16 protein-coding genes are annotated in these 16,463 nt (G+C 46.3%); 8 read left to right on the top strand and 8 right to left on the bottom strand.

Features of this window, described 5'->3' with window-relative positions; translation table 11 throughout:
• Positions 1-111: 111 nt before the first annotated feature.
• From MJZ25_03405 to rfbC, 6 genes are all read left to right on the top strand, one after another.
• Entirely contained in the window at positions 112-1,101 is a 990-nt protein-coding gene (locus MJZ25_03405) for a GDP-mannose 4,6-dehydratase (protein MCQ2123208.1), read from the top strand.
• Between the two features lie 73 nt (positions 1,102-1,174).
• Positions 1,175-2,233, top strand: a complete 1,059-nt coding sequence (locus tag MJZ25_03400; protein ID MCQ2123207.1) for a hypothetical protein — start codon at positions 1,175-1,177, stop codon at positions 2,231-2,233.
• Between the two features lie 8 nt (positions 2,234-2,241).
• Entirely contained in the window at positions 2,242-3,156 is a 915-nt protein-coding gene (gene rfbD, locus MJZ25_03395; protein MCQ2123206.1) for a dTDP-4-dehydrorhamnose reductase, read from the top strand.
• Positions 3,157-3,320: 164 nt separating this feature from the next.
• Entirely contained in the window at positions 3,321-4,607 is a 1,287-nt protein-coding gene (locus tag MJZ25_03390; protein MCQ2123205.1) for an ATP-binding protein, read from the top strand.
• A complete protein-coding gene (locus tag MJZ25_03385) occupies positions 4,604-5,344 on the top strand; it encodes an RloB family protein (protein ID MCQ2123204.1) in 741 nt (246 codons plus the stop codon). The genes MJZ25_03390 and MJZ25_03385 overlap by 4 nt, the downstream gene beginning before the upstream one ends.
• Positions 5,345-5,364: 20 nt before the next feature.
• Positions 5,365-5,928 (top strand): dTDP-4-dehydrorhamnose 3,5-epimerase, encoded by a 564-nt coding sequence (gene rfbC / locus MJZ25_03380; protein ID MCQ2123203.1) that lies wholly within the window; start codon positions 5,365-5,367, stop codon positions 5,926-5,928.
• Between the two features lie 348 nt (positions 5,929-6,276).
• On the opposite strand, the gene MJZ25_03375 is transcribed toward rfbC, so the two are convergent.
• From MJZ25_03375 to MJZ25_03355, 5 genes are all read right to left on the bottom strand, one after another.
• Positions 6,277-7,098 carry a PD-(D/E)XK nuclease family transposase gene (locus MJZ25_03375; protein MCQ2123202.1) on the bottom strand — a complete coding sequence of 274 codons (822 nt, stop codon included), beginning with the start codon at positions 7,096-7,098 and terminating at the stop codon, positions 6,277-6,279.
• Between the two features lie 204 nt (positions 7,099-7,302).
• On the bottom strand, positions 7,303-7,539 hold the full coding sequence (locus MJZ25_03370; protein ID MCQ2123201.1) for a hypothetical protein: 237 nt from the start codon (positions 7,537-7,539) through the stop codon (positions 7,303-7,305).
• 229 nt (positions 7,540-7,768) lie between these two features.
• On the bottom strand, positions 7,769-8,287 hold the full coding sequence (locus MJZ25_03365; GenBank protein ID MCQ2123200.1) for a PD-(D/E)XK nuclease family transposase: 519 nt from the start codon (positions 8,285-8,287) through the stop codon (positions 7,769-7,771).
• A gap of 446 nt (positions 8,288-8,733) precedes the next feature.
• A complete protein-coding gene (locus tag MJZ25_03360) occupies positions 8,734-9,351 on the bottom strand; it encodes a hypothetical protein (GenBank protein MCQ2123199.1) in 618 nt (205 codons plus the stop codon).
• Positions 9,352-9,407: 56 nt separating this feature from the next.
• Positions 9,408-9,659, bottom strand: a complete 252-nt coding sequence (locus MJZ25_03355) for a hypothetical protein (protein MCQ2123198.1) — start codon at positions 9,657-9,659, stop codon at positions 9,408-9,410.
• A gap of 558 nt (positions 9,660-10,217) precedes the next feature.
• On the opposite strand from MJZ25_03355, the gene MJZ25_03350 reads away from it, so the two are divergent.
• A complete protein-coding gene (locus tag MJZ25_03350) occupies positions 10,218-10,526 on the top strand; it encodes a DUF2281 domain-containing protein (GenBank protein ID MCQ2123197.1) in 309 nt (102 codons plus the stop codon).
• A gap of 654 nt (positions 10,527-11,180) precedes the next feature.
• Complete coding sequence (locus tag MJZ25_03345) at positions 11,181-11,759, top strand: hypothetical protein (GenBank protein MCQ2123196.1); 579 nt, start codon at positions 11,181-11,183, stop codon at positions 11,757-11,759.
• A gap of 148 nt (positions 11,760-11,907) precedes the next feature.
• Here the strand turns inward: MJZ25_03345 and MJZ25_03340 are convergent, their stop codons facing one another.
• The 3 genes from MJZ25_03340 to MJZ25_03330 all read right to left on the bottom strand — a co-directional run bounded on the left by MJZ25_03340 (position 11,908) and on the right by MJZ25_03330 (position 16,012).
• On the bottom strand, positions 11,908-13,176 hold the full coding sequence (locus MJZ25_03340; protein MCQ2123195.1) for a nucleotidyltransferase family protein: 1,269 nt from the start codon (positions 13,174-13,176) through the stop codon (positions 11,908-11,910).
• Positions 13,176-14,132 carry an NTP transferase domain-containing protein gene (locus MJZ25_03335; GenBank protein MCQ2123194.1) on the bottom strand — a complete coding sequence of 319 codons (957 nt, stop codon included), beginning with the start codon at positions 14,130-14,132 and terminating at the stop codon, positions 13,176-13,178. Before MJZ25_03335 ends, MJZ25_03340 begins: the two co-directional genes overlap by 1 nt.
• A 239-nt stretch (positions 14,133-14,371) precedes the next feature.
• Positions 14,372-16,012, bottom strand: coding sequence for a KAP family NTPase (locus tag MJZ25_03330; GenBank protein ID MCQ2123193.1), 1,641 nt, complete (start codon positions 16,010-16,012; stop codon positions 14,372-14,374).
• Between the last annotated feature and the right edge of the window lie 451 nt (positions 16,013-16,463).

Raw genomic sequence — 16,463 nt, 5'->3', positions numbered from 1 at the left:
ATCTTTGCTCTTTTATTTAGTATATAAAAACGAATGATAGAAGGCATGTAAGCCATCCCATAATATGAAATTCTCGTAACAGGTGCAGCTGGTTTTATTGGTTCCAAGCTTATGTATAAGCTTGCGGAACGTGGCGACGATGTCGTTGGCATCGATAACATCAATGACTACTACGACGTTCGTCTAAAATTCGGTAGACTGGCGGAATGCGGAATCACCGCTCCGAACAACGACTTTATTTTTGGAACGGAATACAGAAGTTGCAAATTTGAGAAATGTCGATTTATAAGATTAGGAATAGAAGAGAAAGCTTTTCTCGACAGAATCTTTGAAAAAGAAAAATTCGACAAGGTTGTAAATCTGGCCGCCCAAGCTGGAGTTCGCTATTCTATTACAAATCCATATGCGTATATGTGGAGCAATTTGTATGGATTCCTGAACATCTTAGAAGCATGCCGCAACTTCAATGTCAAGCACCTGATTTACGCATCCTCCAGTTCCGTTTACGGCCTTAACAGCAAGGTTCCCTATAGCGAAGACGACAAGGTGGATTCTCCCGTGAGCCTCTATGCCGCCAGCAAAAAGAGCAACGAGCTGATGGCGCATTCCTACAGCAAACTGTACAGCCTGCCTGTAACCGGACTTCGTTTCTTTACGGTGTATGGACCTTGGGGGCGCCCGGATATGTCTCCCATGCTGTTCGCCAGGGCCATTTCAAAGGGCGAACCAATCAAGGTGTTCAACAACGGCGACATGATCCGCGACTTTACCTACATCGATGATATTGTCGAAGGAACCATCCACGTGGTAGACCGTACGCCAGTCGCTTCAGATTGTCCCAACGGGGTCGCCTACAAGGTTTACAACATCGGCTGCAGCAATCCCGTGAAGCTGATGGATTTCATCAGCGAAATCGAAAACGCCTACGGCGAGCCCGCCAAGAAGGAATTCTTGCCCATGCAACCGGGTGACGTATACCAGACCAACGCCGACACCACCAAGCTGGAGACTGAATGCGGGTACAAGCCCCACTGGAGTCTGCACGACGGCATCGCCGAATTCATGAAGTGGTATAAAAGCGATAGAAATCCGTTGAGGTAACTGTCATGTTATCCTTTTTTAGTGGACTACGTTTACGGAATACTTGCGAACACAAGGTCTTTAGTGAGGGCTTATGGTGATTGAACTGATTGCAGCTTCCACGTATTTACTTTGCATTCTTGCTATCGCCTTATATTTAAAAAAAACAGCATGGAAAGGTAATTTTGAGTTTAATGAAATAGGAAAAAAAACATTTATGAATTCTGCGAATGTCAACAACGTCATTTCTGCTAACAGCCAAGCTGCACCGGGTTCTGCCACACAGCAATCTCCAGCAAGTTCAGCATTCTTTCCGACAAGTGCAAAGGACGTTCTATTTGCACAATTACATGAGCAGTACGCCGTAAATAATAACGCAGGCATGCAGAGCGTTGTTTCTTTGCTTGTTGGCATGTTTGCAATATTAGGTGCATATGGTTACGTTCTTTTGCATACTACCGAGAACTGCAGAGAGTGCCTAGATTCTTGTTTTACGAGCGACAATCTTTTGTTTACATTCGCTTGTTCAATGTTAGTATTACTCATAATGACACATATCTGTGTCTACCAGGGATGTGCCCAAAGACTGGAACAGTTTATTGTTTATGGCATTCGAAAAGAATATAATCTAATCACGGAAGAAAGTTCTAAAGAAACCAAAATATTCCCAAGCGACTATAAGCCTTGTAAGAAAAATCCGTGGAATTTTATTCAGGGACTTTATGGAGAGTTTGTTAAAATTTTCACGTTGGTTGCTATAGTTCTATGTGCGGCAACGCTCTGTATCCTAAAAAAAACAAATGCATGGGATGGTACTCAAGGTTTTTATTTTTGCGTTATAGGAACATATTTATGTGGAATGTTTTCTTCTATAAGTTGGCTTTGGAATAAATACAAAAAAAGAGAACAAGATTACTCAAAAAACAACAAAGAAAAAAGTCGCTCAAAAATTCTATCGATTTTATCTACAGCCATCTTTGTTGTCTTGTTCATTATCAGTATTGTTGTTTCTTATTTTAATATCGTTACTGAACCATTTGACACAAAAACTTCTTTCAAAGAATCAGCTAAACAAACTCAATTAAACGTTCAAGTAGATTCTACAGAAGTTGTGCCAACAGGAAATGCAGAGCAAAATTTTTCCAAACATTAAGGTGAAAAATGAAATTTTTTGTAACAGGTGTTGGCGGCCAATTAGGCCATGATGTTGTAAACAAACTCGTATCCCGAGGCCACGTAGCCGTGGGTTCCGACATCGCTCCCGAATATGCGGGCATTGCAGATGATTCTGCGGTCACCAAGGCGGAATACCGTCAATTGGATATTACGAACGCTAGAGCCGTTGAAAAGGTCCTGATGGATGTCAAACCCGATGCCGTAATCCATTGCGCAGCATGGACTGCTGTGGACTTGGCTGAGGATTTGGATAAGCAGGAAAAGGTCCGTGCCATCAATTCCTATGGTACCGAAAACATCGCCCACATCTGCAAGGCTCTTGATTGCAAGATGACCTACATCAGCACGGACTATGTTTTCGATGGTCAGGGCACGGAGCCCTGGAAGCCTGACTGCAAGGATTACAAGCCCCTGAATGTATATGGCCAGACGAAGCTGGAGGGCGAGCTTGCAGTGAGTGGTGCCCTGGAGAAGTTCTTTATCGTGCGCATCGCATGGGTTTTCGGCCTGAACGGCAAGAACTTCATCAAGACCATGCTCGACGTGGGCAAGACTCACGACACGGTGCGTGTGGTGAACGACCAGATCGGCACCCCCACCTACACACTGGACTTGGCCCGTTTGCTGGTGGATATGAACGAGACCGAGAAATACGGCTACTACCACGCCACCAACGAGGGCGGATACATCAGCTGGTACGACTTCACCTGCGAAATCTACAAGCAGGCCGGCATGAGCACCAAGGTGCTTCCCGTGACCACCGCAGAATACGGCCTAAGCAAGGCCGCCCGCCCCTTCAACAGCCGCCTCGACAAAAGCAAGCTGGTAGAAGCAGGCTTCAAGCCCCTCCCCACCTGGCAAGATGCCTTGGCAAGATATCTGAAGGAGATTGAAGGGTAATAAAAGACAATGAGCGGGCAAATGCCTGCTCATTGTCTTTTATTAACGGAATTCATACACGGCGTTTTATTGGTTATTTTAAGCAAAATTGCATAATTTGTGTAAATTCCTTTGAAATAATTGTTTTTTTTTGTATTTTTACAAAAATCAATCGTGGTTTTAATATGATTCAGGAATTGAAAATAAAGAATTTTTTGTCTATTAAAGACGAAATCATTTTGAATTTTGACGCCTCTAGCGACAAGTTCGCAGAAAATTATCAAGTTATCACAGTAAACGAAAACACTCGTTTGCTTCGGTTTGCTTTGATATATGGCTATAATGCTTCTGGTAAATCCAACATTTTGAAAGCGATAAATTTTCTTAGAAATTTCTGGATCCGTATTACCAAGAGTGATTCGTCAGGAACTCTTGTAACTCCATTTAAGTTGGATGAGACTTCTAAGCAAAATCCATCGAGTTTTGATTTAACCTTTTTTGTAAAAGGGGTAAAATACCGTTATCTACTGGAGCTGGATTCTCTGCAAGTGCGTTTGGAACGTCTGCTCTATTACAAAACAGCCAAACCTATAGAACTTTTTTCCAGAAAGTTAAAAAAGGATAAAACAGAAATTATTTTCAAGTCGTCCGCTGCCAAGGTGAGCAAACTTGCCGCCGAAGCTATAAATTTGGCCTGTTTGAAGAATATGTCCTTTTTTGCAGCAAAGGGCTCTGTAAATGTAAGTATTCCGCTAATTGATGAAGCGAAAAATTGGCTGCAGACTCATATGGCTCAAGGAATCGACCCTACGACTAATGTTATGAACGCAGCGAAAAAGGGACTTTCTGAAGATTCTACGATGCCGAGCTATTTGGTCCAATTCCTTAAAAGTGCTGATTTCAACATTTCTTTCGTGAAATCGGATGTGGAGAACGATCCTCAGATTGAAAAAGTTTTTCAAAATATTTTGAATGCTGACGGAATATCGGAAGAACAAAAAAATCGTTTATTGGATGAACGTTTAGCAGCGCAAACGAAGTTGCAATTTTCTCATGACGTAGAAACTGAGCTTGGTTTTAAAACTTTCCCCATGTCTGAGGAAGAGGAATCAAGGGGAACTTTGCGAACTCTTGAATTGGAAACAGCGTTATATTATGTCCTAAAAGGCGATTACTTCATGACTGTTGATGAAATCGAATCATCGCTGCATCCAAAATTGCTAGAAACGCTACTCTTTAATTATCTGAAGGAAAATTCTGAATCTCAGATTTTGATAACAACTCACAACGATGGCCTTTTAGATTTGGTAGATGACCTGATAAGGAAAGATTCGATTTTCTTTGTGGAAAAACAAAAGAATGGATCTTCCGACTTATATCGCTTAACCGATTTTAAGGGCTTGAACAGACTTTCATCAATAAGAGCCGCTTATAGAAACAAACGTTTTGGAGCAACTCAATTCAGCGTATGACGAAAAGGATGTTGGAGGAAGGCTCTGTTCAAAGGAGATACTTTGAACAGAGTGGAGGAACTGATCAAAACGGAGTTGAACAGGGGTCAAGGGAATTAAGACCTCTGTATCCGTTCGTTATCAGTGGTGGGCAAAATACGGAACAGTACTATTTTAAGCACGCAACTTCTTTAACTCAGTATAAGTTTAACGTTTTACCTCAGTTCTTTGGAATGGAATCTGAGTACACAAAAAAATTCCCATTCCATATTGAAAAAATCATTCAAGATAATCCTGACGCACAAATCTTTTGCGTTTTTGACATGGATACAGTTACTGATAATGCATCGAATCGTCGAAACCATGAATTGTTTTGCAAGAAGATCAATGAATTTATTGAGTCAGGACAGGTTGTTCTTTGTCCCAGTATGCCCTGCTTTGAATATTGGCTTTTGCTCCATTTTCAAAACGAGACCTCTTTTATGAAAAATAGGGGCGATGTGATGGACTTACTTGCGCCTCATATGAAATCGTATTTTATTCAGCCAAGTGATGGTAAAAAATCGTTAGGCCGCATTCTAAAGAATCGAAAATACCTGGAGACTTCGGAATGGGCGAAAAAATTATTTGCCGATAACAAACTCGAATCTGCGATAAATAGGGCTAAAGCAAATAACGAAGAACTTGAGCACAAGAATTGCTTAGGCAAACTATCCTATTCAAAAGTTTTCCTTGCTTTTGAAAAAGCAAATATTTAACCCCACATAGAAAATCAATTATGGGTAAGTTCAATTTCATCAAGACAAGTATTGAAGGCGTCACCATCGTGGAGCCCACGGTTTACGGCGACCATCGCGGCTACTTTATGGAAACCTACAACAAGGCAGAATTCGACGCTGCCGGGCTCGACATGGTTTTCGTTCAGGATAACGAATCCCGTTCCAAGAAGGGCGTGCTTCGCGGCCTTCATTTCCAGAAGAAGAATCCCCAGGGCAAGCTGGTCCGCGTGTTGGAAGGCGAAGTCTACGACGTGGCTGTGGACCTGCGCAAGGGCAGCCCCACATTCGGAAAGTACGAAGGTGTGGTTCTGAGCGCCGAAAACAAGCGCCAGTTCTATATTCCCGAGGGTTTTGCACACGGCTTCGTGGTGCTCAGCGAAACCGCCACTTTCGTGTACAAGTGCACCCGCCTGTACGACCCCACAGATGAAGGCGGCCTTTTCTGGAATGACCCCGCCATCGGTATCGAATGGCCCGTAGGTAACGGTTTTGAGCCCCTCCTCAGTGAAAAGGATACCAAGAACCCTTTGTTGAAGGATTTGGGATTTGCATTTGAACTGTAGAACCTAGGGAAAAAGGAATAAAACAGCCAGAGCTGCTAACGCAACCCTGGCTATTTTTATTAGCAGACGGGAGCACGAAAGCTCCGCAATCCGCAGGGGAAAACAGCGCCAGGCAAGCCCTTGACGGTCTTGCCTGGCTGGGGGAGGAATGCTATTTGCAAAATCAATTGACACGGGGTTTCATTTTTGTATATTGTAGACATGAGCTGGTTGAAAGACCCTGGCTCAACCTACTAGGCGGGCAGACTGTCCCGCCATTTTTGTTTCTTGGGGGGGGCGTAACCAAGCGAACGACATTCTCGGCAACATAAAGCCACAAAAAAAGGACCCATATGGGTCCTTGCGTTTTTACTTTTGCATTTCTGCGAGCTTGGCTTCAAGTTCCGCAATTCTGCGATCTTTTTCGGCAATGATTTTCTGGTTACGTTCGCGCTCTTTTTCAGCAGCGGCTTCGGCAGCATCTTCCCTGGCGAGCTGGATTTCCTGTTCCCATGTCATATAACGCTCCTGTGTGTCTTCGTCGGCCTGGTACCACTGAACCTTGGTGTGGATGTCCTTGGTCTCTGCGGAGTCGGCGGTGTTGGTTGCGAAATACTTCAGATACGGCTTAAGGGGATGCGCGTCCGGAAGTTTCCCGTACTGGTTAAATATATAGAAATTTTTGAAGGTGCGATCGTTCAAGGCGAGTTTTTTGTTTTCTGTCGCATAGTTCTGGAAACTGTAAATAGGCAGGCCTTCCTTGAAAATGTCTTCCGGGCAAATGAAGAGCACATACTGATCCTTGAGACTTTTGTACATGGCACCCTTGCGCAGGTCGTTGGTGTCGCGGACAGACTGGTAGTAGCGAGCGCGCTTGGGAAGTTCCTTGGTATCAACAATTTGCATTTCGAGATCAAAGGAACTGACAATTTCGCCATTTTCATTGATTTGCTGTGTGAACACGTCGTAGCGTACGCTCTTACTGAAGATGCCCACCTGCTCCGTCTTTTCCTGCTCGGGGTCCTTGAGGTCGTAGATCTTGATGCCGAGCGCCGCCTCGATGAATGGCTTTGCGATTTCCTTGTGGCTCATGACCAGAGGGAACATGAACCTGTTGGTGATGGTGATTTTAGAGAAGTCGATGACTTTAGTTTCGTTATCAGCGCCTACGGCGGTTTCGTTTTCGTTCATTCGTATTGCTGGGTGTTGCGCACACCTTTGCGAGGTGGCTAAATCGCCGCCTGCTATATACACGCTTTTTTGCCGTAGATTGCCCCCTGGATTTTGAAAAAAGATTGTAAAAATTTTTCGCCCTTAAATCGCGGGAGTGCCGGGCCGCCCACAAAAAAAGGACCCGCGCGGGGTCCCTTGTATCGCGGAGATTTTTCGCAGAGGTTACTTGGAGTTCTTTCCGGCGAGTTTCGCCTCAAGAGCTGCGATTTTGCGTGCCTGTTCGGCGATCTCGGCATTCTTCTCGGAAATCTCGGCAGCATTTTCTGCAAGTTTTGCGTCCTTCTCGAAAATCTCGGCATCCTTCTCAGCGATGATTTTCTCGTTGCGGTTGCGTTCCTCCATGGTCGCCTTTTCAGCAGCGGCTTCTGCGGCAAGCTGGATTTCCTGTTCCCATGTCATATAGCGCTCCTGTGTCTTTTCGTCTGAACGGTACCATTCCACCTTGGTGTGGATTTTCCTTGTCTCCGAGGATTCGGCGGCGTTTGTAGCAAAATACTTCAGGTACGGTTTAAGCGGGTGCGTATCCGGAAGTTTCTCGTACTGGTTAAAGATAATAAATTCAGCAAGGCGAGAGAAGCGACTGAATTTATTCAGTCATTTCCGAGCCGCAGCGAATTTGGATCGAAGATCAAAAATTTTTGAAGGTGCGGTCGTTCAAGGCGAGTTTTTTGTTTTCTGTCGCATAGTTCTGAAAGCTGTAGATAGGCAGGCCTTCCTTGAAAATGTCTTCCGGGCAAATGAAGAGCACGTACTGGTCCTTAAGGCTGCTGTACATGGCGCCCTTGCGCAGCTCGTGGGTGTCATGAATAGACTGGTAGTAACGAGCGCGCTTGGGGAGTTCCTTGGTGTCCTCCATCTGCATCTCCAGATCGAAGGAGCGCTTGACTTTGCCGTCCTTGCCGGTTTCCTGGGCGTAGACGTCGTAGCGCACGCTTTTGCTGAAGATGCCCACCTGCTCCGTCTTTTCCTGCTCGGGGTCCTTAAGGTCGTAGATCTTGATGCCAAGCGCCGCCTCGATGAAGGGCTTGGCGATTTCCTTGTGGCTCATGACCAGCGGGAACATGAAACGGTTGGTGATGGTGATTTTAGAGAAGTCGATGACTTTAGTTTCGTTATCAGCGCCTACGGCGGTTTCGTTTTCGTTCATTCGTATTGCTGGGTGTTGCGCACACCTTTGCGAGGTGGCTAAATCGCCGCCTGCTATATACACGCTTTTTTGCCGTAGATTGCCCCCTGGATTTTGAAAAAAGATTGTAAAAATTTTTCGCCCTTAAATCGCGGCAGTGTCATACGAGCCGAGTGCAGCGAGAACACTTGTGTTCTCATTGCCGAGGCGAAGTTGACAGGGCCATCGGCCAGCGATCGTGACCCCTTGGGGCGCAGACTTTTGCGCTTATGCAAAAGGGGCCCCCGGCTCGGAGGCCGGGGTGACAAAAGATGAGGCAAAAGGCTGCGTTTTATGAGGGGCGGGGCGTCGCCCTGGCGACGGAACGGCCCCATAAAATAGAGCGCGACGGCACGGGAGTGCCGGGCCGCCCACAAAAAAAGGACCCGCGCGGGGGTCCCTTGTATCGCGGAGATTTTTCGCAGAGGTTACTTGGAGTTCTTTCCGGCGAGTTTCGCCTCAAGAGCTGCGATTTTGCGTGCCTGTTCGGCAATCTCGGCATCCTTCTCGGCAATGATTTTCTGGTTACGTTCGCGTTCTTTTTCAGCAGCGGCTTCGGCGGCATCTTCCCTGGCGAGCTGGATTTCCTGTTCCCATGTCATATAACGCTCCTGTGTGTCTTCGTCGGCCTGGTACCACTGAACCTTGGTGTGGATGTTCTTGGTCTCTGCGGAGTCGGCGGTGTTTGTTGCGAAATACTTCAGATACGGCTTAAGGGGATGCGCGTCCGGAAGTTTGTTGTACTCGTTAAAGATATAAAAATTCTTGAACGTGCGGTCGTCAAGAGAGATGTTTTTATTTTCTGTAGCGTAATTCTGAAAGCTGTAGATAGGCTGCTTCGCACCAAAGATGTCGTCGGGGCAGATGAAGAGTACGTACTGGTCCTTGAGACTTTTGTACATGGCGCCCTTGCGCAGGTCGTTGGTGTCGCGGACAGACTGGTAGTAGCGAGCGCGCTTGGGAAGTTCCTTGGTATCAACAATTTGCATTTCGAGATCAAAGGAACTGACAATTTCGCCGTTTTCATTGATTTGCTGTGTGAACACGTCGTAGCGGACGCTTTTGACGCCTACGGCGTCCGCAGCTGCACTCGGTTATAAAATTATGCGAACATAATTTTGCAACACTCGTTTTGCATGCTCTTACTGAATATGCCAACCTGGTCCGTCTTTTCCTGCTCGGGGTCCTTAAGGTCGTAGATCTTGATGCCGAGTGCAGCCTCGATGAATGGTTTTGCGATTTCCTTGTGGCTCATGACCAGAGGGAACATGAACCTGTTGGTGATATAGAGTTTCGAGAAGTCGATGACTTTAGTTTCGTTATCAGCGCCTACGGCGGTTTCGTTTTCGTTCATTCGTATTGCTGGGTGTTGCGCACACCTTTGCGAGGTGGCTAAATCGCCGCCTGCTATATACACGCTTTTTTGCCGTAGATTGCCCCCTGGATTTTGAAAAAAGATTGTAAAAATTTTTCGTCCTTAAATCGCGGCAGCGATCGTGACCCCAGCGAGGCTGCGCCGAGCGGGTGGGGCGCAGACTTTTGCTGCGTTCCCTCCCCCACGTTCCGCAAAAGGCTGCGTTTTATGAGGGGCGGGTCGTCGCCCTGGCGACGGAACGGCCCCATAAAATAGAGCGCGACGGCACGGGAGTGCCGGGCCGCCCGAATCGTTGTCAACTATTGTTTGCAAAATGAAAGACTTTTAAATTCACCTCTTGACAACAGGTGCACAAAAGTATAAATTAAGGTCATTGAGAATTTAATCCTCCTGACTTATCTGGGGAGGCGATCAACTCTCTGCCACGAGCCGTAGGAGCGTGCAAGCATGCATCTCCACAGGACCTCTGAAAGGGTTAAAGCCTTTTGGCTGTGTGCGTAGGGCCGGGTGCGCAAGGCGCATCCACAAATCACACCAATGAACAACTTAAAGCTTGTAGGCTCCAGTGCCGAGTTTTCGGCGACAGGTACCGATATTTTAGACTATATTTCCGTAGGAAAGGAGGCTTCCATGTCCTACGATTCTATTGTTACTGAAATTCTCTCGATGTCTGCGGAAAAGCGTTGGAATCTGCTTATGGAAATAGCCTCATCCTTTCAACCGGCAACGAACTGTTCTGCGCAAAACAAAAAAAGAGCAAAGCGAAAACTTGGCGGTTTCGAAAAAGGATTCTTCATGGCAGATGATTTCGACAAAACTCCTGAATGCTTCAAGGAGTATCTGTGACATATCTGCTAGATACCAACGCACTACTTTTTAGTTTTGCAAACAAGAAAGAACTTTCCAACAAGGCCAAAGAAATAATAGAAACAGAAGAGAATCTTTGCGTAAGCATTTAGAGATCATCCCCATAAGGCCTAAGGAACTGGAATCCATAAAATCCTTGCCCGCAATTCACAACGATCCTTTTGACAGGCTTATCATAGCGCAAGCTATAACAATGAACGCATCCATTGTCACAAGGGACTCACAGATTCCAAAGTACCCTGTGCATGTTGAATGGTAAAAAGTTCCGCCTTGTTAATTGGCGAAATCAAAAACACGGGAGTGCCGGGCCGCCCGTGTCAACTGCTGTTTGCAAAATAAAGGGAGTGCGCCATGGGGGCTTGACACAAGTTTATTGTCTTTGTAGATTTTCTTAAGACCGGCACCGGAGTGCCAAATTGCATTTTTATATCAGGACAAAAAAAAGGAGTCTCATTATGGAAACTGAAGTCTAAGATGCTAAACATTTTCAAAAATGCGTTCGGAGTCATTGCAGGGATGTCATCCATCATCGCCCTGGCAATTATTCCATTCAAGTCGATGCCAGCGCTAATTGTAGTGCTGTTTTTTTATTGTCTTTCAATAACGTTTCTTGTTATCGCCATATACAAGGCGGTGTGCAAGTCCCTAGCGGCAACACACAAGAACAAGTTCATAAGGATTGCGTCCTTCTGCACGTTTACTAGCGATGACGGCAAAAACGCCCGGTTTGAAACGATGCGCCTTATCCAATCCAAGGTTCCGTTCCTTGACTGCATTGAGCATAAATTCAAGTGGAACGGCTCAGGCAAGCCAAAAATCTATGTAAACGGCAACAACGTTTCCTCGTCTTTCAAGCCCAACGGAAAGCCTGGGGAATTCGATTCAGTAAACGTCAAATTTGACAAGGTTATTTCGTATAATGAAAGTACGTCTTTCAAGGTCGCTTTAGAAAGCCAATATTCAGAAAGTATACCAAGAATAAGTTGCAAAATAGACGAACCAACAAAGATTCTTCAATTCCGAGTTCTTCTCGGTTTTAAGAAGGGTAACCAGAAGCCTGCTCGAATTTTTCGACGGCTTATCAATTCCGAGGTTGATTCAGACGTTGAGGAATGCGGCGTTGTGGATTTCGACAACAACCACAAGGTTTATTTCCACATGATTGAAAACCCAGAAATCGGCTATTTCTACACCATGGAATGGGAAAAATAAAATTGAGTAATCTAGCCCTACCCTAGGCCCGTGTCTAGTCAAGGAGTATTTGTGATTTATCTCTTTGACACGAATGACAAGGGATGCCAAGTTTCCCGAATATCCTGTCCAGGTGGCGTGGTAATTAAATTTTGAAGGGATTTGCGAGTTACTTGCGAAGGGAAAGGCGGCGGGTCTTGATGCGGTACGGGATGGAGGTCACGAAGCGGGTGACGAAGCGGAATTCGCCCCACAGGGATTCGCGCATGTCGAAGGTGATGCGGTCCAGGTAGCGGCGGGCATTGGTGAGCCAGTGGCGTACCAGGGGCACGGAGTAGTTGTTTTCGGAATAGTGGCCGAAGTTTCCGTCGGCGAGGATCACGTCCAGGAGCATGCGGCCGCGGCGCGGGTCGGGGGCGCAGAGCATAAGTTGCTGCGGCAGGCCGAAGAGTTCCTCGAGGATCCACATGGTGGCGCGGGCCATGTTGTAGAGGCCGCATTTCTTGAGGTTCGCCATGGTGCGGTCGCGGTCGGCCTGGGTGCTGTTGCGGAGCACATGGTAGTAGTCCATCAGCTGGCGGAGTCCTAGCCCGCTGTCGACAAAGTGGCGCTGCATGTGGGACAGCTGCATTACGAGGGCGAAGGTGGCGGGAGGTACGTTGAAGCCCTCGGACGCGTCGCCGGGCGCAGGTGCCGCGGCGGTCTGCATGGTTTTCACTGCGCCGGTCTGTATGGTTTTCACTGCGCCGGGTTCCGCAAGTATGGTGTCGAAATACCGCTGCATGTTGCGGGTGGTAAAGGGCGAGTTGTTGTAGGTGGGCATGAAATGTACTTCCACCGTTACGCCGTCGAAGAGTTTAGCGTCCAGGTGCGCGTGGAGGTTGGAGACTTCCTCGCGGGTCGCCCTTTCTAGCAGTTCCATTTCCTTGAGGAGTTTCAGCACGCGGTTGCGGCCGCCTTGCACGAGGATGTCGATGTCGCCTGCCTGGCGGGAGCTGGGGTCCGGATAGAGGCGGGCGTTGGCCTGGCCTTTGAGTATCACGGTGCGGGCTCCCCTGTCGGCAAACATTTTGGTGAGTTTTGCCGCGGTGTCGTTCATGCGGGTGTTCATGGCGGCGATCTGGTTGGCCTCGAAGGACCAGCGGAGCAGAAGGTCGCGGGGCGGGCGGTGCTCGGCGGGGAGTTTCTCGATGCCCTTGTAAAGAACGCCCAGGAGGCACTGGCGCTTTGCCTGCTCGTGGAGCCAGCGCCATTCTTCTGCAGTCAAGACCCGGGAAAAGGGCGTCTTGGGTGCGTCACTGGATCCTATCGGTCGCTGAGCTCCCTCCAGGATGACGTCTTGGATTGCCGCGTCGCTTCGCTCCTCGCAATGACATGCGGGGGCGATGCCGAGGGAAAAACGGAGGAGGCTGAAGAATTCTTCGAACAGGGGGTTCATTACATTTCGCCAGCGATGATCTGGTCGGCAACGTCCTGGTTCTTGACAGTTTCGCCGTCGTACACGATGCAGTTCTCCACCATGGCGTTCACGATTACGCAGTTGTCGCCCAGGGTCACGTTGGGGCCCACGGTGCTGCCTTCGATAACGCAGTTCCTGCCGATAATGCAGGGCGGAACGAGCTTTACGTCGTGGAAGTCCTGGGACATGTCGCAGGCCACACGGCTCACGTTGTTCAGGCCGTCCTTGTTCTGGAGCAGCCAGGTGTTGGTCTGCACAAGCGTCTCGGGGAGGCCGCAGTCCAGCCATTCCCTCACGGGGGCGGTGCGGAACTTGCAGCCCTGTTCAAGCATCATCTGCAGGGCGTCGGTAAGCTGGAACTCGCCGCGGGTGCGGATGTCGTTATCCATGAGGTGCTTGAGGGCCGCCCTGAGGGATTTTACGTCCTTGATGTAGTAGATGCCCACGATGGCTTCGTCGGACACGAATTCCTGGGGCTTTTCCACCAGGCGCTGGATGTTGCCGGTGGAGTCGGTGACGGCCACGCCGAAACGGCGGGGGTCGGAAACCTTGTAGGTGTAGAGGACGTTGGTGGGGGCGTCGGCCAGTGCGGAGAGGTCGGCGTCGAAGAGGGTGTCGCCCAGGATGATGAGCAGGGGTTCGTCGTCCTCCACGTAGGGGAGCGCAAGGCTGATGGCTTGCCCGAGGCCCTGGGGGTCGCCCTGGAGCACGGTGCGGGTCCTACCCCACTTGGGGCGGGTTTCCAGGAACTGGTCCATCTTTTCGGCCTTGTAGCCGGTAATGAAGATGGTCTCGGAAGGTTCGAGCTGCAGGGCGTCTTCCACGATCCAGTCGATGATGGTCTTGCCGCCCACGGGGAGCAGGCACTTCGGCAAATCGTTGGTGTAGGGGCGCATGCGTTCGCCCTTCCCTGCTACCGGCAGAATAACCTTCATCTATCGAATCCCTCTTTACACCTTAAAAACTATGGCACAGTACAAGAAAAAAACTGCGCCTTTAGGTACAAGATAATAAAATTGTAAGAAGTCCACAAGGGACGGCCGGGAAAAGCGGCCCCCTCCGTGATGAAGGTCTCACCCACCCTCCAAAAGAACGTCATTCTGGAGCCCGAAGGGCGATAGAATCAAGCGTTATAATCCATTCTAAGAGAAAAATTATCCGTCATATTAATTATTTAAACCTTGTCATTAACAACGGAATCATCAACAATACGTCCTTGCTGCATACGGTTCAGCACCCTAATAACAACTTCATCATCGTAAACTGCGTTTGATGAAGCGTTTAACAGCCTACTACCCTTGAACATTAAATAATTGTCATTACAATTCAACAAACTCAAGAACAATAAGACCATTCTATTTTGTTCCACACGCTTTTTACCTTCTTCATCATTTACTTTTTTCATGTCAAGGCAAGTCGGTATAACACGAATATTATTTGCAAAAGACTCTGGATATAATTGTTGAAAGCTCTTTTTCTCCATTCCATCATTGAACAATTTCAAATCTTCAATGCAACGTTCTTTTTCAAGATTGTCAATAATCTTTGGCATAAAGTATTCTGCACAATGATAAACACATATTGTTTCCAAAATAACGCTATATTTTGGGGAATTTACATTCAGTTTCTTTAACGAAAATTCCATACGATCAAGCATTTGTTCAATACCTCTTATCCTAGGATGAACAAAATCTGCCTGAATAGTCAAGCCAAATACGTGAATGTTTTGGGGTTTATTCAAAAAATTAAACGAAACATTCTTCAATATCGGATATCGTTGAATATTTGCGTCTCGAACATTCTCAAACAGTTTTGAAGGCTGCAAAGCAGAAATTTCTACCGTAAACGGAATAAATCTTTCCCTGTATCTATTTTTATCACATTCCGCACAGCAATCATTCAGCTGATTATCCAGCAATTGCGAATTGTACTGATAAATCACTTTCAGCAAAGAGGTTTTATACTTTTGATCAATTCTGACCAACGTATCACAAATAGCAAATATCTTATTTAGATGGTCCTTGTCCGTAATTCGATCCAAATCTTCAAAATTCAATACAATTACTTTTCCAACTTTTTGAACATCCTTGACAAGCGTCTCAAACTGCTGAACATACGAATCATTACCAAAAATGAATTCCCCAATGTGGTAAAAAACATCCTGGTTCAAAAAAGATTTTAACTTGCCGATAGAATTGGAAAACACATTATGATTTTCAAGAAAATCTGCAATTTCCTTCAAAATAACAGTTTCAACATTGTCCAATGTTGTACTAAGAGCACCAATATCAATAAAAGTCCAGTCTGTTTTTTCCTCTTTTAAAACATCTATCAAAAAAGTTTTTCCATTACCATATGGAGAACTTATACCAATGACACTATTTTCTTGAAGATATTCCTTACAAACATTATAATAGTCAAGTCTTTCCGGATACAAATCCGCCACTTTTAACTTCACATTTTTTTCTTCAGGAGCATTAAAAACTTCCCATAGAATCGCAACGGAAAGAGCAACCGGAATCGAGATGCTAATCCCAAGGAATGCAAGGAAATAACCAAGTGATCCAGGAATAACAACATCAAGAGCACTCGGATTAAAATACAAGGACAACGTTATTCCAGTAACTAGCCCAATAATGGCAAACAACGAAACTTCACTACGGCGTACTCCCAAGTACACACTACCAACAACAACCAAAGTAGAAAGTAAAACAAACTGAAGGTCGTAGGAAATGGTATTCCCAAAAGGGATCATCAAAAAGAAAAAACATGTTGCAAAGAAAGTAAAGATATTTTGGCGTATACGTTTTAACATGGGAAAAAAAATTGGGAATATGCGTTCTGTAAGTATGTAACAAAACACCAGTAATTGAGGAAAAGGGTTATACTCTAAGCAAAGACAAGCCAAAAAAGCCGTCGTTAAAAACCCGACAAACAAAATCGTATAGATAATCAATTGCATGTATTGTTGCAACAGCCTCCTTAACCTAATTCATAAAACCCGCGCCAAATATAACCTTTTCATTCCAAAATAGTGGAAAAGCAACCTAGTTTTTTTCATTTTCGTGAGTCCTTTGTGTACAAAACAAAAAACATCCTGACTTTTCTCGAGTCAGGATGTTTTTACGCCTTTTCAGACGAGGAAACAGTTATTAGATCCCTCGGACTAAAATTCAAAGAATCGATCCGGGAAATCCTTAGACTTCTGATATTTCGTGAAGGTAACTTCAAGCACGGTTTCCTGTTCCATTTTCAAGAGGATTTGC

Source organism: Fibrobacter sp., assembly GCA_024399065.1.
Taxonomy (GTDB): domain Bacteria; phylum Fibrobacterota; class Fibrobacteria; order Fibrobacterales; family Fibrobacteraceae; genus Fibrobacter.
This window is presented reverse-complemented; position numbering and strand designations above follow the sequence as displayed.